The organism is Paenibacillus sp. FSL K6-1330, from assembly GCF_037976825.1.
Classification (GTDB): Bacteria; Bacillota; Bacilli; order Paenibacillales; family Paenibacillaceae; genus Paenibacillus_AQ.
Window position 1 is genome coordinate 7209333 of record NZ_CP150269.1, and the last position, 25759, is coordinate 7235091.

Consider the following 25759-nt stretch of genomic DNA (forward strand, 5'->3'; position numbering starts at 1 on the left):
CCGATCTCCTGCTTATGCATATAGCCCCTGATTTCTCCGCCAAGAGAACCAGGGGCTATACAAGATAGATGGAATGCCGTGGCCTATCGGGCACGTGTATCCACATGCTATTTGATTCATTCCAATAGCTTACGAACTTGCTTCGATATCAGCCTTCAACGCTTCATACTGCTCCATCAGCTCACCCATGATCGGATGCTCACCGGCAATGCCGGTATATTGGGATGCCGTGTCGCTTGCACCGATATCCCGGACCGATGCTTGGAGCTCCACACTTTCCGGATCTTCCGGAACATCGAACAACAGTGCCGCTGCCATGGATTTCGCCAAGCTCTTATACGCAAGCCCGCTTTCGAATGCCAGCATGGCTGGCGACACCAGGCGGTCGCCCGGGGACAGCTTCCGAATCGGCGAGCGGCCTACGCGGGACACCTCATCGGTCAGCGCCGGATTGCGGAACCGCTCCAGGATGGTATCGATATAGGCTCCATGCTCGGTAGGATTGAAGCCGTGTTTATGCACAAGCGCAGCTCCCGTCTCCTCGAGCACAGCGCGGACATGACTCGCCACCTCTTCATCCTTCATGGCGTCCTGGATGGTCTCGTAGCCTTTCAGAAAGCCTACATATGCTGCCGAGCAGTGTCCGGTGTTCACCGTGAACAACTTGCGTTCAATATACGGCTCCAGGCGATCCACATAGTGAATGCCTTCCACAGGGACATAGTCCTTAAACATCTGCGAGCGGTCCACCGCCCACTCATAGAACGGCTCCACCACAACCTTCAGACGGTCCTCATGCTGCTGCAGCGGCACAATCCGGTCTACGGCCGCATCCGGGAAAGCAACCCGCTGGTCGGCCTTCTGCTTCGTCTCGTCATCAAGCTTCCAGTAGACATGCTCTTTCAGCTGCGTGCTGCCACCGATGGCATTCTCGCATGCAATAATATGAAGCGGTGCAGCAGACTCCGCTTGCAGCCGAAGCTTCAGCCCCTCGGCAATGGTGCCGGCGATGAACTTCAGAATGTTCACGCCTACCGCTGTTGTCACGAGATCCGCTTCCGCTACTGCACGTGCGGCAGCTTCAGGCTCCGAGGCGCTGTTGAGTGCCGTGATGCCTTTAACGATCGTGGTCTCCTGTCCTTCGCTGGCCAAGGTTACGGGATACTCCCCGCGTGCTTTCAGCTCCGATACTAACTCTTCGTTCACGTCGATAAAGCAAACCTCATAACCGGCTTGTGACAGCAAGAGACCTATAAATCCGCGCCCGATGTTGCCTGCTCCGAAGTGGACTGCTTTCATGCGCCCATTCCTCCTTCGAAGATCGCCAGAATCTCCTCTTCGCTGGAAGCGTTCATTACCTTCTCAATGCTCTCGTCATCCGTAAAGATCATGGCCACATTCGTCAGAATCTCCATGTGGTCACCACCGGCAGCCGCGATACCAATGACTATAAACGCTGGCTCATCTCCTCCGAAATCTACGCCTTCCGGGAAGCGGACGATGGACAATCCCGTGGAAATCACCATGCCTTTAGCCTCTTTGGTGCCGTGGGGAATCGCGAGTCCTCCGCCCATATAAGTGGACGCAATCTCTTCGCGTTCCAGCATTTTATCCACGTAATCCTCGGATACATGGCCTGCCTGCACAAGCAGATTCCCCGCCATGCGGATGGCTTCGCTCTTGCTATCAGCCTTTGCGTTCAGTACGACTTTTTCTTTGGACAGTATGTTACTCATGTTGGTCTCCCTCTTTCTATGGTCTGTGATTGAAAAAATGCTGAAGCTCTTCCGCCAAATAGGAGCGGATTTCTTCCTCGCTGCCCCGCTCCATCAGCTCGATTAGCTGGGAGTGAAGCAGCATGGCGCTGATTTCACTGAGCACCTCCAAGCTCTCCTTCGGAAGCTGCTTCGGCGCCAGCATCAGCAGTATGACACCCGCCTCCGCCCCGTCCTCCAGCGGCGCTGCATGCGCCAGCCGGAACAAGGTTAGAGACGGCCAGGTAATATAGCGGCTGCGCGTATGGAACAAGGCCAGTGTCGTATCCGGAATGAGCTGGGTGCCCATCCGTTCGCGCTCAAGCAAACGCTCCTTCACCTTCTCCGCATCACGGACAGCCCCGCGCTCGACCACCTTAGCCAACGCCTCGCTCAATGTGCCCTGCAAATCATCCTGCCGATTATCCAGGTGGTACACATGAAAGCCATCCAAAAGCGATACAATCTCGTTCATCAGGGCAGCCTGCATGCGCAGACGCTCGAATGATGCGACCTTACGCTCTTCCTCGATTCGCTTATCGGCAGCCATGCCTGCGGCCGGTTTCAAGGATGTGCTCTGGATGAATTGCAGCAATGCCTCTTTATCATCCGCCGTGAGCAGCGGACTTAATCTCACATACCGATCCTTCGACAGCGGAAGATCAATGGTCGATATGATGAGATCATATTGCTCCTTCGGTATCCGGGCCGCTTCATACCACGAGACGTTGCCGAGTACCTCAATCTGCGGCATCTCCTTACTCAGTCGTGTCCCGAGAAGCCTCGAGGAGCTAAGGCCGCTGGAACATACCAGAATGGCTTTCAGATGATGTCCCAGCTGGTTCAGCCGTTCGCTGGATGCACCGAAATGCATAACCAGAAACCCGATTTCTTCATCCGGGACGGTTATGTCCAGCTTCATTTCATCAACCGAACGACGGACGATTCCGAACAGCTCCTCATAATCCTTCCGAATCGGGCTCAGCAAGGGATTACGGATCCGGGTCCCTTCCCGAATCCGTTTCATGGCAGCCCCGATATGCTCCACCAGACCTGCCCGCAGCGTGCGGTCTTCCTGGAACGGAATGCCGGTGCGCCCCTGAACCCGTTCGATCAAACGCTGGGCGATCTCCACCATCTCCACATCCGTGTGAGCCAGTTGGCTGACCTCGGACATATCCTTCGCTGATTCGAATAATTGAGCTATATATTTCATTTCAGGATCATGAAAATCAATCTTCAAGGTTTGGCCTAGGCGACTCGCGAAATCCTTTGCCTCCTCCACTGACGCTGAGGATTTACCATATCCCGTCATATCTGCCGTCTCTATGCTCCGCCCCTGCTTGATCCTGTTTACGGAAACCGATAACGCTATGACCATCGAAGTATATGCACCTTCGTTAAGACTCTCCGTCCAATCCCAGTTCATATCCCATAAACATCTCTCTACATCCAGCAGCACCGGTTTATCAATCATGGACAGCAAACGGGCGGTCACCGGCTCGCTTTGATCACGATATCCATCCCCGACAAGATCCGAATAATCCAAATATTCCTCGACAAGCCGACAAATCGCCGATCGCCTTACGACTTCCGAGCCTTCAATCTCGATACCATAGCCTCTGCGGCGAATTAGGTTAAGGTTAAACCGCTTCATTAATGGCTCCAGCTCATCCAGGTCATTACTGATGGTCGGTACAGTTACCTTTAAACTATGGGCCAAAGCAAACAGTTTGATGGGCTCATTCGCCTCAAGCAAGGCGCATAGCATGAGGATTTTGCGCTCTTCCACGGAGTAATCAGCCGGCTTTCCTGCAAGCAGGCGCTTCCGCAGCTGAGCCATCTCCCCAGGCGTCTCCTCTTCCAGCCGGATACCCGTTCCCGACTTTTTATGAAGCAGAACGCCCGTACCCTGCAATTCCTTCTCAATCTCCTCCATTTCCCGGTGAACCGTCCTGACGCTGACCCCGACCTCAGCGGCTATTTCTGCAGCCGTCATGCCCTCGTTCCTGCTCATCAGGAGCAGAAGGATTTGTCGCTGGCGGGCAGTGATGTGTCCCAGACGCATGGCCCCCTTCTTCATGAAATGAAAGACAACGCCGGCGTTACTACGCCAGCGTGTCATATGGTTTTAGGCTTATGTTAGTCTTTGAGTCGTTCCACCAGCTCATCATATCTCGGACTCTTCAGGAAGTTGTCGATGGAGATATGCTCCGCATTCGGATTCTTCGCGATGGCCCGCTCGGTGAGTGTCTTCTGGGTAATGACGATATCCGCGTCATCCGGTATTTCACTTACCGCCGAGTTCACAACCGTAATGTCGACGCCCGCTTGCTGCAGTTTCTTTCTTAATACCGAGGCGCCCATTGCGCTGGAGCCCATGCCGGCATCGCAAGCAAACACGATTTTGTTCACATTCTCTTTGTCTAGATTAGCTACAGCCGCTGAAGCTGGGGCGACTTGGTCATTCATGCCGCCGGTTTTCATTTCCTTCATCTTGGCCGATGCTTCTTCAAGATTCGGCTCTTCTTCAGTCTGTTTGCCTGTTTTGAGCAGTAATGCCGCTACAGCAAAGGAGACCACCGTTGCAACAATAACACCGGCTAGGACCGCAATCAGACCACCTTTAGGCGCCATGGCGAAGTAAGCAATGATGCTGCCCGGCGACGCAGGGCCAACTAATCCGGCTCCAAGAATCTGGAAGGTGAAGGTGCCGGCAACACCGCCTGCAATAGCAGCCAGGATCAGAACCGGCTTCATCAGAATATATGGGAAATAGATCTCATGAATACCGCCCAGGAAATGAATCACGATCGCGCCCGGTGCGGAGGATTTGGCAGAACCGCGACCGAAGAACCAATAGGCGAGAAGTATACCCAGCCCGGGACCGGGATTCGATTCCAGCATATACAGAACGGATTGACCGATACGTGCCGCTTCCTCTGTGGCGATCGGACTGAATATTCCGTGGTTGATCGCATTGTTGAGGAACAATACCTTCGCCGGCTCAATGATAATGTTGACGAGCGGCAGCAGGTTGGCATTGACCAGTACGTCAACACCTGCTGACAGCGCTTTGGTAATGCCCTGTACAAGTGGCCCAATTCCAGTGTATGCCACCAATGTCAGCGCGCCGCCGATGATGCCGAGCGAGAAGTTGTTCACTAGCATTTCAAACCCGGATTTGATTTTGCCGTCAACCAGCTTGTCGAACTGCTTCAGTACCCAAGCTGCAATAGGACCGATAATCATGGCGCCGAGGAACATTGGAATATCTGCCCCGACAATGACGCCGACCGTAGCAACCGCACCGATAACCGCACCACGCTTGCCGTGGATCATCTGTCCGCCCGTATAACCGATTAAGAGCGGGAGCAGGTACGTGATCATCGGGCCAACCAGCGCTCCTAGCTTCTCATTCGGGAACCAGCCGGTCGGGATGAACAGAGCCGTAATCAGACCCCAGGCAATAAACGCGCCGATATTCGGCATCACCATGCCGCTAAGGAGACGGCCAAGCTTCTGAACCATTACGCGAATGCCTTTGGAAGCGTTTGTATTTGTCTCGTTAGACATCGTATAGAACCTCCTAGTCATATTTGAACATAAATCTGAAATTTGTTGTGTCGCTTTCATCTGACATCTCTATGTTAAGTCAGCCCGGCAAAAGGCTCAATGAAAGGAAAAGCGGGTTTCGTCAAGAATATTGTTGACAACTTTTAAATGGATCATGTCATAATTTTGGAAATGCAGTCCTGACGTGGGTTTCTTTCGTAGAGCAAGCCTGCCCCCAGGGAAGAAATAAAGCGTTTTCAACAAAGCGCGGTGTGTATCCTCGTATACAGCATCCGCTATTCTATGCTCATCCCTTTCTGATTGTCGATTCGATATCTTAACAAAACAAGCCCTCCCGGGGTCCGGAAGTGCTTGTTCATTCATCCTTATTCTTCTTGTGTCTGCAAAATATAACCTTTTCCCCGGATGCTTTCAATGTCAAGAATGCCTCGCGTCTTCTTGCGCACCCGATAGATCAGCGCATTCAGCTCCTCGGAGCTCACATCGGGCACTTCATCCATTCCGTAGCTTCGCTCGGGCCAAACGTATACCTTGAGCTGATCTTTGGACACGAACTGGCCTTGGTGGTTGACTAGCAGCTCCATGCATTTGTACTCTTTTTCCGAAAAAGCACACACATCCTCGCCATATACCAGCTCCTGCTTGAAAGGATTCAGCCTAAGTCCGCCTGAAGCCTCGACCGCTGCCAGCTGTTTGATAAGCGGTGTAATGTCCATCGTCTCATCCATGCTGAGGATGGAGAAGGACAACACGATCAGATCTCCAGCGAGTACTATGGTATCTCCGTGCTGAAGGGAAATTTCATCATGGGGAGCCAGCCGTTCCTGATTGACGAAAGTTCCATGTTTGCTGTTCAAATCCTTAATGCTGAATTTCCCGTTTCGATACAGCAGCGCTGCATGCTGCCGGGACACAAAAATGTTATCAAACGCGATATCCGGATCAAAATGCTGGCCCTTGCGGCCAAGCACCGTTATGGGTTTGGTCAAAGCTATAACGTCTCCACGCTCATAGGGGTTCCCCCGCTCCACCATCAAAAAGGAGGATTTATCCATCATGCTCCCTCCCGTTCTTATTATGCTGCTCATTGTGTTTATCAGTTCGCTATTATGCAATTGTTATGGTCCAGCTATTGAGTGTGCGCCCAAAATCACTAAGATGTATGAAAGAAGGATTAATAAATAGAGAACTTAGATAGAGATAGAAATAGAGATAAATATAAATCTACTACTGCATATTGTATACGATTTTGGGGGATTGGATCATGCGAAAACTAAAAAGATGGAAGAACATCATACTGTTTGTTCTCGTGTTGTTTGTGTTTCTGTTTGTAAATAATACATCCCTGTTCACCAAAGACCGTGACGTAGAGCCGCTGCTGCTGGCGCATCGGGGGCTTGGCCAGACCTTCTCGATGGAAGGCATTCAAGCCGATACTTGCACCGCCTCCCGCATCTATGTGCCGGAGCATGCTTACCTTGAGAACACCATTCCGTCCATGAAAGCCGCATTCGAAGCAGGCGCCGATATCGTGGAACTGGATATCAAACCAACCAAGGATGGCCAGTTCGCCGTGTTCCATGATTGGACCCTGGAATGCCGCACTAACGTGGAGGGCTCGGTCAAGGATTATACCATGGAGCAGCTAAAAAACATAGACATCGGGTATGGCTATACGGCCGATCAGGGAGCGACTTATCCTTTTCGGGGAAAGGGCGTCGGGCTGATTCCGTCGTTAGCCGAGGTACTAGAGGCATTCCCTGACGGCTCATTCCTGATCCATATCAAAAGCACCGACACTGAAGAGGGGAAATTCCTGGCAGAGTACTTGTCCGGACTGCCGGTGAAGCGTCTCAGCCAGCTGACCGTTTACGGAGACGATGAGCCGATCCGGGCATTAAAATCGCAGCTTCCATCCCTGCGCGTCATGTCAAAGGGTACGCTGAAGAGCTGTCTCGTATCCTACGCCGGAGCCGGCTGGAGCGGCTACCTTCCATCGGTTTGCCGCAACACCCAGCTTCATATACCGGAAAAATACGCCCGTTACTTGTGGGGATGGCCGGATAAATTCCTGAACCGAATGGACAGCATAAATACGCGCGTCATCCTCGTCGCCGGGGACGGCGGATGGTCGGAGGGCTTTGACTCCGTAGCGGATTTGGAACGACTGCCAGAGGACTACAGCGGCGGGATTTGGACGAATCGGGTCGACGTGATCGCCCCGGAACTGACCTTGAAGAAGAATGAATGAGTTGAAGCATCATGTTCGTTCAATTCATGAATATGCGCGAGTTGCAAACCCGCATAAACCGGAAAATTAGCCCACTAAAAAGCCCCTGCCCCATCGCGGGGGCTTTTTTTTATTTTCACGGGGTGTAGGGCAAAGCTTTTGGGACGATTTTACCGATTACTATTAATAGGGGTCTTTTAGCCTAATTTCATAACTAGAATCATTGAAATATATAGGAGTTGATATTTTGGCCAGGGAAACAGAGAAAAAAGGAATGGCGTGGTTTAAGAGTGCCCGCTCAAATCAAAACCAGCCCGAGAAGAATATTGCCGAACAAGAGGATCTTGACGTAACGGCAGAAGAAGTGGCAGCTTACTCCGCGGAGCCTGAACTGCCCGCTGCAGAAGGAAACAAACAGCTATTCTCCAAGGATAACCAGGACAAGATCGGCCTCGATGTCATTGTTTCGATCGAGAACATGCTGAAGGAACGGCAGCTGCTGACCTATAAGAATAGGGGCCTGGAGGATCAGCTATTTACCGCCAACGAAACGATTAACCGGTATAAGCATGAGCAGATTAAGAGAGATCAGCTGGTTCAGGAGAAGAACAAGGAAATCCGCGAACTCGAGAACGTGCTGACCAATAAACAGATGACCTACGACCAGCTGCTCGAGGATTACAAGGAATACCAGCTAACATCGAACCTGGCGTACGAGAAGCTCTCCAACCAGTTGGAAACCGAAACCGCCAAGTACAACAAGCTCTATGAGGAGTCTAACAATACGCAATATCAGAGCATGCTCAAGATCAACTCGCTTGAAGAGAAGGTTCGTGAGCTGGAGATTGCCAATCAGAAGTACGCAGAGCAATACCAAAATATCCTGGATGATAAAGCCAAGCTGATGCAGACCATCAATGATTTTACCGAGAAGATGTCCTTCTCCTTCTCACCGAAAACCACGGCTTCCAATACACCACCGGAATAATCATACCCGCATAAACAGCTAGAGAAAGGGGGGCCATCATGTCACAATCCTATGGGAAAATCATAGAACTGCTGGCGATCGAGAGGGATACCGAAGCATTCGGTCTACGAATCAAGCTATCCCTTATAGAGTCTGCGGAGCTAATATGGTTAACCGATAACGAGACCATAGCAAATATAGCAACCGTGGCAGAGTTCGACGGGGTTCATAAATACCGACTATCCTTACATACCGCATGGGATGCTAACAAACAGCAATACATAGGTTCCATTACGCGTACATATCGTGATCATAGTGAGCGCTTTTCATTTGCCTGCTCCGTTCCTTTCAGGAACGAATTAGAGTCCATAAAGAAGATCCGACTTGTAGATGACTTGCATACGCTGCCCTTCTTGTCCACACATCGATCCGAAACGGATCAGTCCGAGGAGATGCAAGCCGAACAGAACATCAAGACCTATCATTTCGCGAGGAAACGGCGCCATCTTCCGCTTAAGCTGGTAAGCGCAATCATGATGAGCTTGGTTTTTGTTGTATTATTAAGTTCATTTAATTACTCGTATCCCGGTTACATTCGGCCACACCCTGCAGCAACGGCCACATCGGAAGCAGAGACCGTCATCCAATTGTTTGCCGAGAACCGGAGCGCACTCATTGGGAAAACCGTGGCAGTCTCAGCGGAGGAAGCAGCGGAGAGCAAACCGAAGGAAATCAAACCCTCTGCCTCCGTTCCACAGCTGGAGCTGGAAGAGTTCATCTCGTTCGGCTTGCCCAAAGGCTATGTAGCCCTTACATTCGATGATGGGCCATCCAAGCACTCCATCGATATTATGAACGTCTTGAAAAAACACGAGGTTGGCGGAACGTTCTTCTTTGTTGGCACCAATGTGAAAAAACATCCCGACTATGTCAGGGCCATCCATGCGAACGGATACTCCGTCGGCAGTCATTCCATGACCCATAGCCAGCTGACAAGCCTTACCTATGAACAGCAGCAGGCAGAGCTGACCCGCGTGGCCGACCTTATCGAGCCTATTACAGACGAGAAGCTGGTACTCTTCCGTCCGCCCTACGGTGCCTTTGACGATCGGACCGAGGCGTTAAGCCAACAGCAAGGTAGTAAAATGGTGCTCTGGAACCGGGATCCCGAGGATTGGCTGACCCGCGACGAGGATAAAATCCTCGATTATGTCCAGCATATCGAAGCTTCCGGCTCCATTATACTCCTGCATGAATCTCAAGCAGTAGTGGACGCCTTGCCGAAGATTATTAAGCACCTGCAGGATCAGGGGCTCACTATCGTCAGTTTGAACTAGCCAGACTATGGCTTTAAGAAAGACGACGTCTATCGACGTGCTTTCTCAGTAGACAGACCGCATTTAGCGGAAGTTTTTCTGTGAGATAAAGATGGTGAGTCTCTGAAGTTTAAGAAAAGGCCGTCCCCGTTGTTCTGTAACTTCAGACATCGGGGTGCGGCCTTTTTTATGGATAAATGAACGATGGATCCGAGAAGCTATCTTTATTCGTCTCCGGGACTTCTTAAAGGCTTTAGGAACGCAAGCGTAGAATAGTATGTTCGAGGTGAACCTATGACAACCTGGATTTCCACTCGCAAGAAAACCATTCTTGCTATCATCGTCGCTCTTGCTCTAACCGGCATTGTCTTCATAGCCTACGCTATCATCCAAAGCAAGGAGAACCCCGACGTGACAGCAGCTTTCATTGAAGAGCATATGATTAACGACAATGGTACCATCGCTACCTATCTCAAGCCCGCTTCCTCCGAGCACCCGGACAACGTTGCCGGAAGAGAGGCGTTATCCGAGTCACTTGGGCTTTGGATGCAGTACGCCGTTTTATCTGATGATCGATCACGGTTCGACGATAGCGTCCAGCTTCTCACCACCTATTTTCTCCATCAGGAGCAGGAGCCCTATATCCGGTGGAAGCTCAGGCCGGACGGTGAATCCGAGGTAACGACCAATGCGCTGGGCGATGATTTTCGAATTCTCGATGCCTTGCTGAAGGCGTTCAAGCGCTGGGGCGACGAAGAATACCTTCAATTGGCGAAGGAGATCGGCTCCACATTGCAAGCCTCGGCTCAAACCCAAGGATATTTCGTGGATTATCATGATTTTGAACGTAATGAATCGGCAGCCATGTTAAGCCTGGTCTACGCGGACATTTCGGCACTGCGCGAAATGCAGAATAACGGAATCCTGTCCCGCCAGGAGTATGAACAGTATCAGGATCTGCTCTCCCAAATGCCTTCAGACGGCGTCTTCTATCCCAAAACATATCAGATCAGTTCCGGTCAATATAAGTACGATGCATCGGTCAATCTGATTGACCAGCTGATCGTTGGCATTCATCTGGCGGAGATGGATCAGCGGCCGAAGGAGCTCATACAATTCCTCAAGGGAGAATTCCAGCAGAATCAGCAGCTGGTGGGCCGCTACAACCGGAAGACACGAAAGCCCGACGCGACATATGAGTCGCCTGGTGTCTACGGCCTGGCTATTATCCTGGCGCTAAAAACGAATGACCTCCCTTGGGCCCGGCAGCTGCATGATCGAATGATCCAATTCCGAGGCCAAGATCCTGCTTATCCGGGAGGGTATGTGTTTGATGGGAATACACATGCTTTTGATAATCTGTTTCCTCTGCTCGCGGAGACGATGTTAGAATCAACTGGGAAGTAATCCTCGTCGCTGGGACCTCTAACGTCTTTACAGGCTCTCGATGAGCATATACACGCCCGTAAAGATCAAAATGATATAGGTGAATATCTGGAATACGCGCTGGTTAATGACGTTGAATAGACGCTGTCCGATCAACAGCCCGACAAATGCCAAGGGAAGTGCAATTCCACTCGACATCCAGACCGTCTTGCTCGTTCCCGCCACGATGACCTGAATGATCAAACTCAGGGAATAGATGAACAAATAGAAGGCGAGGGTCGTCCCTCTGAGCTTTGCCTTCTGCGTGTCGGTCCCCGGGAAATAAACGAAAAAATAACGATGCCGACAGGGAGACCAACCGCACTTCCGATCACCAACCGCTTGAGGATGCCATAGTCGATATCCTTGCGTATCCTCGCAATCAGAGCAGCCGAGATGACTAGCGATAGAATCAAATTAATCTGAATGGCCTCGTTAGGCTGGAATAAGAGCAGCAGACATGGGGACGGGTCAGTTGGCGCGATTAATTTGTGCATGTTGCGCACCAGATGCTATACGGCGTGCCATGGTTAAATGAGAAAAACCCTCCACTAATGGAGGGTTTTGTTACCGTGTATCCACGATGAAATGGGATAACACATCTTATATCTTTTTAACAAATTCCGATTTCAATTTCATTGCGCCGAATCCGTCGATTTTGCAATCGATATCATGATCGCCATCGACCAAGCGTATATTTTTCACTTTCGTGCCTATTTTCAATACAGAGGAGCTGCCTTTTACTTTAAGATCTTTGATTACCGTTACGGAATCGCCGTCGGCCAAAACATTGCCGTTCGCGTCTTTAATGATCTTTGTATCTTCATCATGCTCCGCTTCGGACTCCAGTGTCCATTCATGAGCGCATTCCGGGCAAACCAGGAGGTTCCCATCCTCATATGTATATTCAGAATTACATTTCGGGCAATTTGGCAAAGTAGACATCGTTTCGTATTCCCCATTCGTTTTATACTAACTATACCCTATATTAGAAACCTATGCTGGCCAATACCAATACTTTTGTTACTGAGGATTAAGCCTTTCCGCAGACACCGTAGAAGAACATATGAACGATTCCCTCCAGGAAGCCGTCCATATCATCACTTTGCTGGGCCATAGCCAGAATCGATTCATATTGATTCATGAATAGCTGGATAAAAGCCAGGACGTGTTCCGTCGATACCTCCGGTGAAATTTCGCCGCTGTCCTTACCCTCCTCAATAATCTGAATCGTAAGCGGAATAGCTTTGTTCCTGTACTGTTCGTCCATATAACGGGCCAATTCTTCGTCATCGATTAACAACTCTTTGATCAAACCGGGCGGGAAATCATTGTAGGACTCCTTCTCCAGAAAAATAATGTGTTCGATCTTCTCCTTCAAGGAATGACCTTCGCTCATATATTCCTCGAAATCCCGGATCGCCTTATCAAAATAGTTGCGAAAAACCTCACGCAGCAGCTCCTCCTTGCTGCCAAAGTAATTATAAATCGTCACCTGCGATACCTTGGCTGCCTTGGATATATCGGCAATTCGAATCCGCTTCAGCTCCGAGGTTCGCACCAGTTCCAAGGTGGTTCTCATAATCTTCTCTTTGATCAGATTCGCTCTTTTCTCAAAACCGTTCATATCCCTTCATCCTTACTCCTAAGATTAGTTATGTAATTAGTGAAATTTAAACATAAATTAATTTCATAAAATCATTGACGATACCACAAGCCAGGTATATTATAACATATGAAATATCCGATCTATAATATTTCATTTCTTCAATTTTCCGGAGGTGGCGGTATGTTAACCGTTCAACATTTGACGAAGACATTTTCCAACGGGAGGGGCATCTTCGATGTATCTTTTTCGGTGGATCCGGGTGAGGTTTTTGGTTTTTTAGGGCCGAATGGCGCCGGAAAATCAACGACGATCCGGCACATCATGGGTTTTATGAAGCCGGATCAGGGACACGTAAAGGTAAATGGGCTGGATACCTGGAGGGAACAAGGGAAGTTTCAATCGGATGTAGGGTATCTGCCAGGAGAAATTTCCTTTATCGAAGGGATGACCGGAAAGGCCTTTCTGGATTTCATGGCCGACATGCAGGGAATTCATGACTTGTCCAAGCGGGATCGATTAATCGATCGTCTACAATTCGATGTTCAGACCCCGATTCGTAAAATGTCCAAAGGAATGAAACAAAAGGTTGGGATCGTCGCTGCCTTCATGCATGATCCCAAAGTCATTATTCTGGATGAGCCCACTTCGGGACTCGATCCACTGATGCAGAAGGTGTTTATTGAGATCGTTCTGGAGGAGAAAGCCCGCGGTACGACATTCTTGATGTCATCCCACAGCTTTCAGGAAATCGAGAGAACCTGTGACCGAGCCGCCATTATCAAGGACGGGATCATCATTGCCGTCAAGGACATCCACGAACTGCAATCCATGCAGCGGAAGCTGTTCGAGGTTAACTTCGTGCATCCAAGCGATGCCGAGGCCTTCCGGAGCTCGGGGCTGCTTATCGAATCTTATGAAGGCAATCGGGTGAGAGTAGCCGTCCAGGGCAATTACGATCAGTTTATCCAAGAGACGGGGAAATACCCCGTGCGGAGTATCGATGTCTTCACCCAGAACCTCGAGGATATCTTCATGAATTATTATGATCGGAAGGGGATATCGAAATGAATGTCACCTTATACAAACAGATGATGAAAGTAAATATGAAAAGCTTGATGAACTACGCGTTCGGTTCCGCTTTCTATATCCTCCTGATGTTCTGGTTATATCCCAGCATCGCCAAGAACACAAAAGCCATTGATGATTTAGTTGCATCGATGCCGGAGGGCGTCGGAAAAGCCTTCGGGCTTAATGGTTTCGGTACAGCAGAAGCTTTCATCTCCGGGGAATATTACGGATTAATTCTGGTTCTCATCCTGGCTATCGTCTGCGTGCAGCTGACGACCCAGCTTATGGCCAAATTGGTCGATCAGGGCTCGATGGCCTATCTGCTATCCGCCCCGACAACAAGAGGGAAAGTGGCGCTCACGCAAGTGATGGTTACGACAAGCGGGCTCTTCCTTATCTTAGCTGTTACGACGTTGGCCGGCTTCGCCGGAAGCGCTTGGCTGCTGGGGGATTCCTACGAATTCGATACCGCCCGATTCATCCAGATGAACGTAGCGGCTTTCCTGCTCTTTTTTGCCATCTCCAGCGTCTGTTTTCTCGTGTCCTCGCTGTGTAATGATGAGAAGAAGGCACGAAGCATTTCCGGGTTGATTACGTTTGGGTTCTTCAGTCTGGATTTGATCAGTAAATTCAGCGAGAAAATCGAATGGCTGCGCAACCTTACCCTCTTCTCTCTCTATCGGCCCGGTGAAATTGTTAAGGGGACTGGGGAATTCATGACAACCTCCCTAGTGCTGGCCGCCATCGGTCTGATCGCATTTGGTCTGGCCGTCGTGTTATTTCGAAAACGAGATTTGCCGCTGTAATCAAGCATCTACCGATTTACCCCATATTTGTTATTTGCAACTCAAGAGGCTCCACCATCTGTTGTAGCAGACGGGGAGCCTCTTGAGTTGCTTCTAACGGCTAATCTTTATGTTATTTCACCCATTTATGCAGAAGTGGTCCTTCCTCTCCAAAAACAGGGTCCATATCCGGGACAGGCACGCTTCGGATTTCGTTGATCGCCTGCGCCCGATCCGTCGGGTTCCGCTCCCTCATATTTGGCGTATTCCCTTCGGGATAGGCACCAATCACTTCAAAATCAGGGGTGCTGGTGAGCTTCATATGTGCAGTGCCCGCCGGCAAAACAATCACATCACCGGTAGCAAGCTCTAGCCGTTCTCCTGCATCGCCGCCCACAAGAACGGTCGCGCTTCCAGACCGCACACCCAGGACCTCATGTGTATTGCTATGATAATGATGGTAATCGTATACGCCGCCTGCCCAGCTTCCGCTCCAGTGATGCCGGTTGAAGGCAGCCTCCAAGCCGCTCGGGTCATCTGCGAATACTCCATTGTATACAATGACCGGCAGATCGGGATTATTCGGAACCTCTCCATCATCCTTCACGAAAAATGATCGGACATGTACTTCCACGATCATCCGCTCCTTTCAACTCATTGATGCACTCGTAGTACCAGTACCCGGGACGAGCCGTTTTCAAACCGAGTTGTCCAAAAATAAATGTTATGGAGAACGGTCAAAGCGAGTTAACCGTTCTTTGTGGTATCATGTCCGAGCCGCCCAGCATGGCCTCCGCAATCATCAGGAAATCCTCTCGTTTGATCTCCAAATGCCCATAACGAAAGGCATAGCCCCAATTTCGCTTCCCTCGCGTAAAGCTAAGCTGGTCCAATAGGCAGGCTATTTTGACTTCCTGACCGGGAATATACCGGATATCCCGGCGCAAGGGGACGAATGATGCCGTCATTTGATACTCGTAAACTCGATCATTCACAACCTGGCCCATGGCTGTAAAAGCTTGGAGTGCCTCCCCAGACCTCAATTCGGTGCGCGGGGAATAATAGATCAGCCAATCTCCTTCGCGCATACGCCGCAGTGGAGCCGATTTACCGTGACATAGTTGGGCGAATCCCCCTTCCATCCCCAATTTCACATGCGATTCGGATACCACTCCAATCCAATAACGGGTCCGCTCTTCTAATTGCTCCAACACATCCTGATAGTCCACGACCTGACGTTCCATCATACACGCTGCTGCTCCAAGGCTTGTTTCAACCGGTCTAGCTGCCGGACATGATGCCGATAATGCATCTCGATGAGCAAAAACCACTCTTGGGCATGCAATCCTCCGAAACTCGGATGGGGGACGGTATGCTGCAGGGATGCCTCTCCAAGCATTGGCTCGGTTTGTCTCATTCGTTGGACGACAGTATCCAAACCTTGAATCAACTGCTCTTTCGTTGCAGGCTGCTCCGGGGTATATTGGGGAGACGGCGGAACCTGAATACGGATGGGAGGGAAACTGCCCTGTCCGAATATTGCCATACCTACTTCCGTTTTTCCCGCTGAAGAGACTGCTGCATCCTCAATCGGGTTTAAACATAACTCAATATTTCGCAGATGCATGGATAACGCGGATTGAATCAAGTGCTGATACATTTGCCCGATCGACCACTCGTCCTCTGCTTGTCTGTACTTTAATTCCTCCATGCTGAAACCATCCAGCTCCTGTAGATACACCTGCACCGTCTCTTCAAACCGCTGCAATGCTTCCGTTGTATTCATATCTACCACTCCCATGAATCGTCTTTGTACCGAATATACAAAAACGCTACTGACAACGTCATGTCAGTAGCGTTTTAAAATCTTTTCCGCCTCGTCGCGGATCCGGTCACGGAGGGATTCCGGCTCAAGGACAACGACGTTCGATCCCCAGCCGAGCACCCACTGCATAATCTCCTCCGGCCGGCGAACGCGGAAGCTCATAAGCAACCCGTCCTCGCATTCTTCAAATGTCTCCATGTAATAATTTCCGGATTCCTTAACTCGATCCGCAATATCGGGACTTGCCAGAACCCGCACCCGCAGGTTACGGTCATCCGGAGGTCGATAGTCCTCCAAGTTAAAATCCGGCGGCATCTCAAAACGCTTGTCAAGGACCGTCAGATCCTTCATGCGGGACAGCCGAAAATGACGAATGCCTTGCCGGAGGTCACACCGGGCAACTAATGTCCATAAACCTTGAAGAAATGCCAGTCCGTAAGGAGCTGCAGAGCGAAAGCTCTTTCTGTCGCCTTGGGAGTCGGGCATCTTCTTCATATAATAGAATTCTATCTTACGCCCTTCCAGTATGGCTCGGCGAACCACTTCAACATAGTCCTTCTCTTCTTCTGAAGTTGTCTTGTTACCGGGAGTAATCAGCCGCATGGTCTTCCGAACACGCGAAGCATCGGCGCGCACAGGCTCCGGCAGAATAGACTCTATCTTTTTGCGGGAAGCCTGAGCCTTCAAACCATATCCTTTGTCAAAGCGTTGCTCGATGAAATCCGTTCCAATGAGCAGCGCCACGGCTTCCTCCGCCGTGAACATGACCGGTGGCAGAAAATACCCCGCCATTAACGAATACCCTTGCCCGGGAGCTCCCATCACGGGTACGCCTGCCTCGCTAAGGGCCTGAATATCCCGGTAGATGGTCCGCACGCTCGTCTCAAATATGGATGCCAAATCTTCAGCCCGCACAACCTTTCGCTGCTGCAGCTCAAGCACGATAGCCAGCATCCGGTCTGTTTTGTTCATGCTGCTGTACCTCCCGTTCCATTATTAAAGCCGGTGCTCTATTATTCTGCAAACAGCGAAACCAGTCAAGAAGATTAGCTTAAACCTCTCCCCAGTACACCTTCGTCTCATAATCAAAAAACACGCAGCCAGCCTGCTCATTCCGTTCATATATCGTCCGCAGTTCGTTCATCATCGGCTCGTAGTTTGGATGCCCTGACAGCGGAGCGTAAGAGGATGAGTGCAAACGGCCGCATAATCCCTCATAATCAAACGTCTGCCGATTGAAGAATTTCGCCTCCTTCATGTCCCCCGCCTGGAAAAAAGCAGCCAGCGTTTCGTGCGCAATATTCTTCTGATCCACTACTTTATAATCGGTGCCATAGGTAAGGAGCAGCTGCTCATACGCTTCCAGAAACGGCGTTCCCTGCGTGAGCCTGGAATTCCAGATCAGGGCAACCTTCCCGCCCGGTCTCAGGATCCGCCGGAATTCCGATTGGGCGGCATCACGGTCAAACCAATGAAAAGCCTGGGCGCTCACGATATGATCCACGGATTGATCAGGCAGTCCCGTCACTTCGGCTGAACCCGTAACCATTCGAAACCCGGGCTCGCCTCCAAGGTCCGACTCGGCAGCTTCCCGCATCGCCTGATTGGGTTCCACGGCAGTTACGCGGCTCCCCCGCTTCAGCAGCAGCTTCGTGAAGATCCCCGTCCCGGCCCCAATGTCGGCAATCTCGCCGTCCAATCCTACCGTATCATACAAATAATCCATGACCTCTTGCGGATAACTCGGGCGATACTTCGTGTACAAATCGACGCGATTCGAAAACCGTTCCTTGCTGTTCATCCTAACCACGCTCCCATCAAGATATAAGCGAAATCCAGACAACGACGATTGTAGTTTCATTAGATGAAACTTAATTTCATTTTTCAACTCCATTTTATAGCAACACTCGCTAATTAGCCAGCATTTATTGCCTAACACCTAATCAGATCGGCGGGTGCCTCATTTTGAGCACTTACAATACAGAAAACCCCGCATTCGCCTGGACAGGTGAACCGGGGTTATTTGGGATTCAATTAGAACGGACTGCCTGTCGAGCTGAGTCGTGATTGTCGTCGCCGCCACCTGCAAAATATGTTACAGCAAACAGGCTGCCGAAACCTGATGCGAAGTTGAATCTAGGGCTCATACTCGCTCAGCTTCCCCTCATAGATCAGCTGCAGGCGCTCGCTTTGGCGAAAATCGTCCGGCGTCACCAAGGCGGGCAGCTTATCCCATAGCCTGACTCCGGACCGCTGCAGAATCTCCGCCACGAATTGCGAACAAAAGTAGGAATTGCTGAATTCGATCGGTTCCTTTAGCGCGATGCCCAGGACGCCCAATATATTATAAAAATACTTTTTGTCCTTTCGGATAAAAGCCTGCAGGACCCGCTTCATTTTCGCGATGTCGCGTTCCGACACCTGAAGCTCATAGATGACGCACGTCGTGTTGGGATATTTGCTGAACGTTCCCGTCTTCAAATCCTCCTTCACGAATCCGCCGTTCAGAGGATTGTTCGGATTCTTCCTCCCGAAGCTATATAACTCCGACAACTCCCGGTTAAAGGATATCGAAGCGTGGTTGTAAGGTGCTCTCGTGTAGCCCTGAATGACTTTCGTAAAGAGCGTGCCGGTATTGGTAAGCAGTATAAAGACCGAGCGATCATCTACCATTTACGAAATTTCCCCTTATCCGTATTGAATTATTCCTTCATAATAACATATGATTCCTTTAGTAGAACAAGAATGATACCCGTGACAAGTTGGTGATGATAGGCATATGGACAGCTCGCTTTTAACCTTAATCCTGATATTCTCCGTCTTATCGGTCATCCAGCTCCTCTATTACGTGATGAGCAAGACGCAGCCGAATATCGACTATACCGAAGTCGGATTTCGCATCAAAACCTGGTGGGGCATGCTGGTCATCTTCTGCTTGGCGACACTTCTGAATCCGGTAGTTTCCCTTCTATCCCTTATGGTGCTAACCTTCTTTACGCTCAAAGAATATTTCTCGATGATCAAAACACGAAAAGCCGATCGTCGCTTATTTCTGTGGGCGTATTTAACCATACCGGTCCAATTCTATTGGATCTACATCGAATGGTACGGGATGTTTATCGTGTTTATTCCGATCTATGTATTCCTGGTGCTGCCGCTTCCGCGGCTGATCAACAAAGGCACCGTCGGATTCATGCGCAGCGTCAGCTCGACCCAATGGGGCCTGATGCTCATGGTGTTCGGTCTCAGCCACCTGGCCTATTTCCAGTTTGCCACGCCCCAGTATGGAGCAGGTCTGGTGCTGTTTCTGGTCGTCTTAACGCAGCTGAACGATGTGGTGCACACGATCGCCTCCCTCTATTTTGGTAGACGAAGAATTGTGCCTACCTCCAACCCAAATCTGACTTGGGAAGGCTTTGCCTGCGCGTTTATCATTACCACCGTAAGCTCATATCTTATCTATCCGTATCTGACGCCGCTCAGCCCGACGTTTGGCCTTCTGTCCGGCATGCTCATCAGCCTCGGCGGCTTCTTCGGCAGCTTGACGGTTTCGGTGCTGAAGCGCGATTTGTTAATCGGAGATGACGGGCGGTTCGATGCCTTGAAGAAAAGCTATCTGAGCCGGGTCGACAGCCTGACCTATACCTCACCGATTTTTTTTCATTTCATCCGTTACTTCTATGACTTTATGTAGTACCTCAGATAACCACAGGTATACAAGCCATAACCATGCGAGCTTAGGCTCAACTTGGTTATGGCTTTTGTCAGATATAGATTTCCGTGCCAAATCGCTTTAGCCTCCTAAAATATAGAAAGTTGAACCAAAACAGAGACTGCTCTCGAAAAGCATCTATGTATTCGTTTTCTTGCTCCATAGAGCGGTTTTACATTTAGGAGCCAATTACGATAGTTTATTACATAGGGTGTCATATGGGTTTATATGGAATGAAAGGTTTTAAATGGGGATGATATTATCCCTTTATACCTGGATTTTGCCCCTTGACATTGCTTGCTATAGAAAAAGCGCATACCTAATCCGAGTCCCATAGAGTAGGCGCACCATACTGGTCTTCACAAAGAGAGACAGAGAAGAGAGGAGTGAGGAGTTTGCAGTACTTTTTTTATGGACTAGCCAGCGTATTCCTTGTGTTTCAAACCCTGTATACGTTCATCCCGCTGCTATGCAGCAAGGTGAAGAAGCTGAATCCTGGTCTCGCCGAAAAATCAATCTCTGTGCTCGTCCCCGCTTACAATGAGGAGCTGACGATTCGGAATTGCATCGATGCCATGGCTGGCTTGCATTACAGCAACTATGAAATCATGATCATCAACGATGGCTCCAAGGATGGGACGTTATCCGCGCTTGACGAACTCCTGGATTTGGAGCCGGATGGCAGGATGGCAGACAGTAAACTGACTTATAAGCCAATAAAAGGATTTTATCGCTCGCATCGATACCGCCATATTTACGTTATCGATAAGGTGAATGGCGGAAAAGCGGACTCGCTGAATGCAGGCATCGATTATGCCGCTTCCGATATCGTGATCACCCTGGATGCAGACAGCATGCTGGAAGCCGACTCGCTCAATTACGTGAATCAATACTTTCACGATGACGAGATCATTGCGCTGGGCGGTACCGTCAAAATTGTACAGGGTGCCGTGCGGGACAAGAACGGTGCCATCATTGAGAAGTTTCGCGGAAAAGGGCTCATCAAGAGCCAGATCATCAATTATACGCACGGCTTCTACGTCCGCAAACTCACGCAATCGTATTTTAATTCGATCGTAGTGATTTCAGGCGCTTTTGGTGCCTTCTATAAAGACGTTCTCGTTCATGTTAACGGATTCCGCAGCACGGTGGGGGAGGATATCGACATTACGCTGAAAATCCACGAGTACATCAAAGCCAATCAATTGAAGAAAAAACTCGTCTACGCCCCTGAAGCGGTATGCTACACCGAATGCCCGGAGAATCTCCCCAACTTCTATAAGCAGCGCATTCGCTGGCAGAAGGCGTTTATTGACTGCATCCTCATCTATTGGTCCAGGCTGTCTCGGAAATTCAGCGTCAGCGTGAGCCTGTTCTTTGCGATAGACGGGTTTATGCTGGGGACGCTCTCGGCGTTTACGACGATATTTTATCTGGGGCAGACGCTGATCGTTGGCGGGAACATCCTGCATGCGATCATCTTCCTGCTGATGAGCGTGCTGCTGAATGCCGCGCAAATCATCATCGCCCTGTACTTATGCCGCAAATATGGCAGTACGTATACGTTCTCCGATTATATGAAGATGTTCTTGTTCAGCCAAGCGGAGCTGTTAACCTATCGAAATTTGCTGCTGTACATTAACATTGCGGGGACATTCAAATATTTTGACAATGATGAGGGCTGGGGCTTCGTGGAGCGTAAAGGCGTGGCCGCCATCAGCCAGAACATTGCCGCAGGATCGAATTAACTTATGGTGAAGGAGGCTGCCTGAAACAGCATGAGTCCCAATAAAAGAATTATCTATGTCGATATCCTAAGAATTCTATCCATTGTTGCCGTCATTATTCTGCACTACACAGCGGAGGTGCTAACCAGCACGAATGATTTCAATTCCTCCTCCTGGTGGATCAGCAACGGGTTCAACTCCATATCCCGCTTCGCCGTACCGGTCTTCTTCATGATCAGCGGAGCGATGATCCTGCGCACGAAGATTACATCCTACCGGGAGTTCTATACCAAGCGCGTCGTACCGCTGCTCATTCCCCTTCTGACCTGGTCGCTTATCTATGGCTTGTACAATCAATACTATCTGATGCGAAGCAAGCTGAATGCCTACGAGTTCGTTGTTGACTTCGGGTATCGGCTGCTGACCGACCGGAATTATGTGCATCTGTGGTTCCTGTACGCCATTATTGCCATCTATATGACGGTGCCGCTGATGAGCAAATTCATCAAATCCTGCAGCGAGAAGGATCTGCGGTATTATCTGCTCCTCTGGTTCATCGTCAGTATCGCCTATCGCTTCATCTCGGATGCCGTATTCCGTGCAACGGATCAATACATCAACATTCCGATCATGAACATCCCGTTCTTCATGGGCTTTCTCGGCTATTTTATCCTGGGGTACTATCTATTCCATTTTGAACTACCGCTCAAGGCAAAAAACATACTATACAATCTGGGCATCATCTCGTTTTTTATCACGCCGGTAGCCACCTATTTTGTCTCGCTGCGCAGCGGTGTCCTGGATGAGATGTTCTACGGCAACTATTCCGTCACCACCTTCTTCATGGCTGTCGGGTTGTTTATCTTCTTTAAGGAGAAGGAGGCCAAGATCAGCGATCAAGTGAACCATAAAATCCAGAAATTGATCAGCTCGGTCTCCCGGGCCAGCTTCAGCATCTATCTGATTCACCTGCTGGTCGAAATGATGTTATCCGGCCGAACCGAGGTCGAGGCCACGTTTCTGGAGGCCTCCCTCAGTCTGATCGTGAATATCTCCATCATCTTCGCCATCAGCTACATCACCGTCAAGGTACTGAACCTAAGCAAAACGGCAACCTACATTCTATTCGGCGGGCGGGGTTAAAGGACGATGAGAATCACGATATATACGAAAATATTCATTGTGGTGCTGCTTGCGGGCATGGGTCTCTATTTCTATCAGATCTCCGCGGCGGAAGAGCGGAAAATCACGGCGGTATACGTGGAGGCCTGGCAGGATTACCGAAACATCAAGCTATCGGAGAAAGGCGTGGACATTGCGTTTATCGCTTTTGCGAAGATCAAGGGAACGGAGCTCTACTTCCATGAAGACAGCACGACCAACAACCAGATCAAAGAAAACATCAAGCAGTTGAAGGCAGCCAATCCGAAGACCCAAATGGTGCTGGCTGTAGGTGGTTACGGTGCAGATGGCTTCTCCGACGCTTCGCTGGACGGCAACCGGTACCTCTTCACCGAGAGCATCATCAACCTGGTCAAGGAACTGGATTTAGACGGCGTGGATATCGACTGGGAGTATCCGGCGTTCCATGCCTGGAACACGCAGAAGGCCCGCCCGGAAGATACGAAGAATTTCACCAGCCTGATGAAGGAACTACGGGAGAAGCTGTACAGGCTGCCTCACAAGAACAAGAACTATCTGCTGACGTTCGCCTCTGGAACCCAGGACTGGTATTTCCAAAATGTCGAGGTCAAAAAAGTGGAGAAATACGTGGATTACATCAACGTCATGTCCTATGACCTGACAGGCAAGTGGTCTGACACCACAGGCTTTAACTCCAATCTGTATGTGGACAGCCAAGGGAAATCCAAACACTCCATTGATGGAATTATCTCGATGTATCTGGACCATGATATCGACAGCAAGAAACTGCTGCTCGGCGTGCCCGCTTATTCGTACGGCTGGAAAAACGTGAAAGAGGCCAAGGGTGCTAAAGACGGCCTCTTCGCTCCTGGGACGCCCATCGATATCGACAAGGTGAACCTCAATTATAAGCAGATCGAGAAAGCCTACCTGAACAAAAATGGCTTCAAGCGTTATTACGACAACAAAGCCAAGGCTGCCTACCTCTATGACGGCCATACCTTCATCAGTTACGAGGATCAGGAGGCCCTGAAGGAGAAGGTAAGCTACATCAAAAGCAAGAATCTTGCGGGCGCGATGGTCTGGCAGTATTCGCAGGACGCGGAGGACGGCATCGTGAAGTATCTGACGGAGCATTTGAATGAGAGGCAGCAAGCCGCCAAACGATAATATAAGGCATACAGTACCTTTTCTCAAAAAAAGCCGATGATCCTCGCAGTCGAGTGCGGGTCATCGGCTTTTTATATTCTTGTCAGCCCCTGCATGTGCTTGTTGCGGCCGATTCATCAGTATTCTATATTTTCGTTTATCACATTTCACCAGTGATTCTTACAGCCTCTATGTGACTATAACGATTAAAATAAAGATCTTTGTCCTTTTTGATCCATCTGATCACGATATGACAGAAGAGAAAGAACCATAACAGAGCTGTAAGAAAAACCACTCCAATTACAAATAGGTTGGCTAGAAGATCTTCACCCATTTGATTAGAAAATATCTTCGATAATGCTGAGAGCAATAAAGGCATATAAACAATGATGTAGCGTCGGCTCAAGCTTCCTAACCAGTTCCCCTTTTCCGGAAGTAACCTCATGCGAACGATCTTAGACCCCACCGTATGTCCTTTCCAAATCACAGGGATAACTACCATAACCACAAAGAAAACAATGGCAAAGATGATCTCGTCAACAAGTACTCCTGGTCTCTTCAGCAACCCGAATATAAAGCTGGTTATCACTCTGGCAATAATAATATTTAGAAGAACCTCCATGAGTTGGGCACCAAAAGTTGCTTTTCTCTGATTGTTAAAGAAGTGGCTTTGCTCACTAAGGGTTTCCCTCGATGGAATTAACACCAAAAACATGGGAGCGAGTATAAAGCCTAGTACAGTCCCCACCGTATTTGTCATCAAGTCATCTACATCAAATATACGATAGGGGCATTCAAAAAAGCCAAACAAAGCGGTTCGTTGGGTTATTTCAAAGAAAAGCGAAACACTAAATCCAATAAGAGCAGCATGAAACCATTTAGCTTTCCCCTTAAAAAAGTACCTCAGAAAGACACCTAAAGGAAACAAAAGCAAAACATTAAAAAACATTTGATAAAAGGCCCGCGTCGTTAACAAGTCGATATAACTTGAAGGCACCGCCCAATGAAATCCGCTTTCACGTTGAATATCCCGTATAAATTGAAAAGGACGATTTTGAATAAAAATCGCGCCGGGATCAATCGAAGCACAATTATTCCGAGCACTGGGTATTGGAAAAATCACTAAGAAAAATGCACTTAATCCATAAAAGATAAAGCTTAAGATAAGTAATGTTCTCCAAAAGCTAAAGTACCCATGTTTACGGTACTGATAAACGGCCCATGGAAGCGTCAAAATGAAAGCTAATAAAAAACAAATGGCTATCGCAACGAAAATAGGCAATACATATGCTTGCATTTCATTCTCCCTTTCTAATAAACAAGCCGAGGAATATAATAACAGGAAATTTGAATGAATTTCAATCATTATATTCTTCCCAAATAATGATCCGTCATCCCAGTAAAGATAATAATAGAATGTCTCTTTCCGCTCTGTTATAGATGTTGGGTAAGGTCTCTAACCATACGATGAAA

24 protein-coding genes and 1 pseudogene are annotated in these 25759 nt (G+C 49.4%); 10 read left to right on the plus strand and 15 right to left on the minus strand.

From position 1 onward, the window contains the following. Positions 1-129: 129 nt before the first annotated feature. The 5 genes from NYE54_RS32845 to NYE54_RS32865 all read right to left on the minus strand — a co-directional run bounded on the left by NYE54_RS32845 (position 130) and on the right by NYE54_RS32865 (position 6388). Entirely contained in the window at positions 130-1299 is a 1170-nt protein-coding gene (locus NYE54_RS32845) for a mannitol-1-phosphate 5-dehydrogenase (RefSeq protein ID WP_339268887.1), read from the minus strand. Then, on the minus strand, positions 1296-1736 hold the full coding sequence (locus tag NYE54_RS32850) for a PTS sugar transporter subunit IIA (protein ID WP_339268889.1): 441 nt from the start codon (positions 1734-1736) through the stop codon (positions 1296-1298). The genes NYE54_RS32845 and NYE54_RS32850 overlap by 4 nt, the downstream gene beginning before the upstream one ends. A gap of 16 nt (positions 1737-1752) precedes the next feature. After that, entirely contained in the window at positions 1753-3822 is a 2070-nt protein-coding gene (locus NYE54_RS32855) for a BglG family transcription antiterminator (RefSeq protein ID WP_339273745.1), read from the minus strand. Between the two features lie 74 nt (positions 3823-3896). Then, complete coding sequence (locus NYE54_RS32860) at positions 3897-5330, minus strand: PTS mannitol transporter subunit IICB (RefSeq protein WP_339268891.1); 1434 nt, start codon at positions 5328-5330, stop codon at positions 3897-3899. Positions 5331-5695: 365 nt separating this feature from the next. Then, entirely contained in the window at positions 5696-6388 is a 693-nt protein-coding gene (locus tag NYE54_RS32865) for an FHA domain-containing protein (RefSeq protein ID WP_339268893.1), read from the minus strand. A gap of 206 nt (positions 6389-6594) precedes the next feature. Here NYE54_RS32865 and NYE54_RS32870 point away from each other — a divergent pair, with 206 nt between their 5' ends. The 4 genes from NYE54_RS32870 to NYE54_RS32885 all read left to right on the plus strand — a co-directional run bounded on the left by NYE54_RS32870 (position 6595) and on the right by NYE54_RS32885 (position 11250). Further along, positions 6595-7581, plus strand: a complete 987-nt coding sequence (locus NYE54_RS32870; protein ID WP_339268895.1) for a glycerophosphodiester phosphodiesterase family protein — start codon at positions 6595-6597, stop codon at positions 7579-7581. A 226-nt stretch (positions 7582-7807) separates the two neighbouring features. Then, entirely contained in the window at positions 7808-8548 is a 741-nt protein-coding gene (locus NYE54_RS32875) for a hypothetical protein (protein ID WP_339268896.1), read from the plus strand. A 38-nt stretch (positions 8549-8586) separates the two neighbouring features. Further along, complete coding sequence (locus NYE54_RS32880) at positions 8587-9864, plus strand: polysaccharide deacetylase family protein (RefSeq protein WP_339268898.1); 1278 nt, start codon at positions 8587-8589, stop codon at positions 9862-9864. Between the two features lie 273 nt (positions 9865-10137). Then, positions 10138-11250 carry a glycosyl hydrolase family 8 gene (locus tag NYE54_RS32885; protein WP_339268900.1) on the plus strand — a complete coding sequence of 371 codons (1113 nt, stop codon included), beginning with the start codon at positions 10138-10140 and terminating at the stop codon, positions 11248-11250. Positions 11251-11277: 27 nt separating this feature from the next. Here NYE54_RS32885 and NYE54_RS32890 read toward each other — a convergent pair. The 3 genes and pseudogenes from NYE54_RS32890 to NYE54_RS32900 all read right to left on the minus strand — a co-directional run. Further along, positions 11278-11735 (minus strand): annotated as a pseudogene (locus NYE54_RS32890) (sulfite exporter TauE/SafE family protein); the annotation flags it as partial. 136 nt (positions 11736-11871) lie between these two features. Further along, on the minus strand, positions 11872-12213 hold the full coding sequence (locus NYE54_RS32895; protein ID WP_339268902.1) for a zinc ribbon domain-containing protein YjdM: 342 nt from the start codon (positions 12211-12213) through the stop codon (positions 11872-11874). An 88-nt stretch (positions 12214-12301) separates the two neighbouring features. Then, positions 12302-12895: a TetR/AcrR family transcriptional regulator gene (locus tag NYE54_RS32900; RefSeq protein ID WP_339268903.1), complete on the minus strand. Its 594-nt coding sequence runs from the start codon at positions 12893-12895 to the stop codon at positions 12302-12304. Between the two features lie 162 nt (positions 12896-13057). Between NYE54_RS32900 and NYE54_RS32905 the strand changes: the two genes are divergently transcribed. After that, entirely contained in the window at positions 13058-13945 is an 888-nt protein-coding gene (locus NYE54_RS32905) for an ABC transporter ATP-binding protein (protein ID WP_339268905.1), read from the plus strand. Further along, complete coding sequence (locus NYE54_RS32910) at positions 13942-14751, plus strand: ABC transporter permease subunit (protein WP_339268907.1); 810 nt, start codon at positions 13942-13944, stop codon at positions 14749-14751. The genes NYE54_RS32905 and NYE54_RS32910 overlap by 4 nt, the downstream gene beginning before the upstream one ends. Before the next feature lie 112 nt (positions 14752-14863). Here the strand turns inward: NYE54_RS32910 and NYE54_RS32915 are convergent, their stop codons facing one another. The 6 genes from NYE54_RS32915 to NYE54_RS32940 all read right to left on the minus strand — a co-directional run bounded on the left by NYE54_RS32915 (position 14864) and on the right by NYE54_RS32940 (position 19228). Next, positions 14864-15364, minus strand: a complete 501-nt coding sequence (locus NYE54_RS32915; protein ID WP_083397623.1) for a cupin domain-containing protein — start codon at positions 15362-15364, stop codon at positions 14864-14866. 103 nt (positions 15365-15467) lie between these two features. Further along, the gene (locus NYE54_RS32920; RefSeq protein WP_076324065.1) at positions 15468-15974 is read right to left on the minus strand and encodes an EVE domain-containing protein; all 507 of its coding nucleotides are present in this window, start codon (positions 15972-15974) and stop codon (positions 15468-15470) included. Beyond that, the gene (locus NYE54_RS32925) at positions 15974-16516 is read right to left on the minus strand and encodes a DinB family protein (RefSeq protein ID WP_213647507.1); all 543 of its coding nucleotides are present in this window, start codon (positions 16514-16516) and stop codon (positions 15974-15976) included. The genes NYE54_RS32920 and NYE54_RS32925 overlap by 1 nt, the downstream gene beginning before the upstream one ends. Before the next feature lie 63 nt (positions 16517-16579). Next, positions 16580-17527, minus strand: coding sequence for a YafY family protein (locus tag NYE54_RS32930; protein WP_339268909.1), 948 nt, complete (start codon positions 17525-17527; stop codon positions 16580-16582). A 79-nt stretch (positions 17528-17606) separates the two neighbouring features. Beyond that, positions 17607-18356 (minus strand): class I SAM-dependent methyltransferase, encoded by a 750-nt coding sequence (locus tag NYE54_RS32935; protein ID WP_339268911.1) that lies wholly within the window; start codon positions 18354-18356, stop codon positions 17607-17609. Positions 18357-18691: 335 nt separating this feature from the next. Beyond that, positions 18692-19228 (minus strand): hypothetical protein, encoded by a 537-nt coding sequence (locus NYE54_RS32940; RefSeq protein WP_339268913.1) that lies wholly within the window; start codon positions 19226-19228, stop codon positions 18692-18694. A gap of 106 nt (positions 19229-19334) precedes the next feature. On the opposite strand from NYE54_RS32940, the gene NYE54_RS32945 reads away from it, so the two are divergent. The 4 genes from NYE54_RS32945 to NYE54_RS32960 all read left to right on the plus strand — a co-directional run bounded on the left by NYE54_RS32945 (position 19335) and on the right by NYE54_RS32960 (position 24307). After that, positions 19335-20249 (plus strand): phosphatidate cytidylyltransferase, encoded by a 915-nt coding sequence (locus NYE54_RS32945; RefSeq protein ID WP_076323704.1) that lies wholly within the window; start codon positions 19335-19337, stop codon positions 20247-20249. A gap of 413 nt (positions 20250-20662) precedes the next feature. Further along, complete coding sequence (locus tag NYE54_RS32950) at positions 20663-22015, plus strand: glycosyltransferase (protein ID WP_339268915.1); 1353 nt, start codon at positions 20663-20665, stop codon at positions 22013-22015. A gap of 30 nt (positions 22016-22045) precedes the next feature. Beyond that, positions 22046-23137: an acyltransferase family protein gene (locus tag NYE54_RS32955; RefSeq protein WP_076323702.1), complete on the plus strand. Its 1092-nt coding sequence runs from the start codon at positions 22046-22048 to the stop codon at positions 23135-23137. Positions 23138-23143: 6 nt separating this feature from the next. Next, positions 23144-24307 carry a glycosyl hydrolase family 18 protein gene (locus tag NYE54_RS32960; RefSeq protein WP_339268916.1) on the plus strand — a complete coding sequence of 388 codons (1164 nt, stop codon included), beginning with the start codon at positions 23144-23146 and terminating at the stop codon, positions 24305-24307. Between the two features lie 139 nt (positions 24308-24446). Here NYE54_RS32960 and NYE54_RS32965 read toward each other — a convergent pair whose 3' ends face one another. Continuing rightward, positions 24447-25652 (minus strand): VanZ family protein, encoded by a 1206-nt coding sequence (locus NYE54_RS32965; protein WP_339268918.1) that lies wholly within the window; start codon positions 25650-25652, stop codon positions 24447-24449. Positions 25653-25759: the final 107 nt, after the last annotated feature.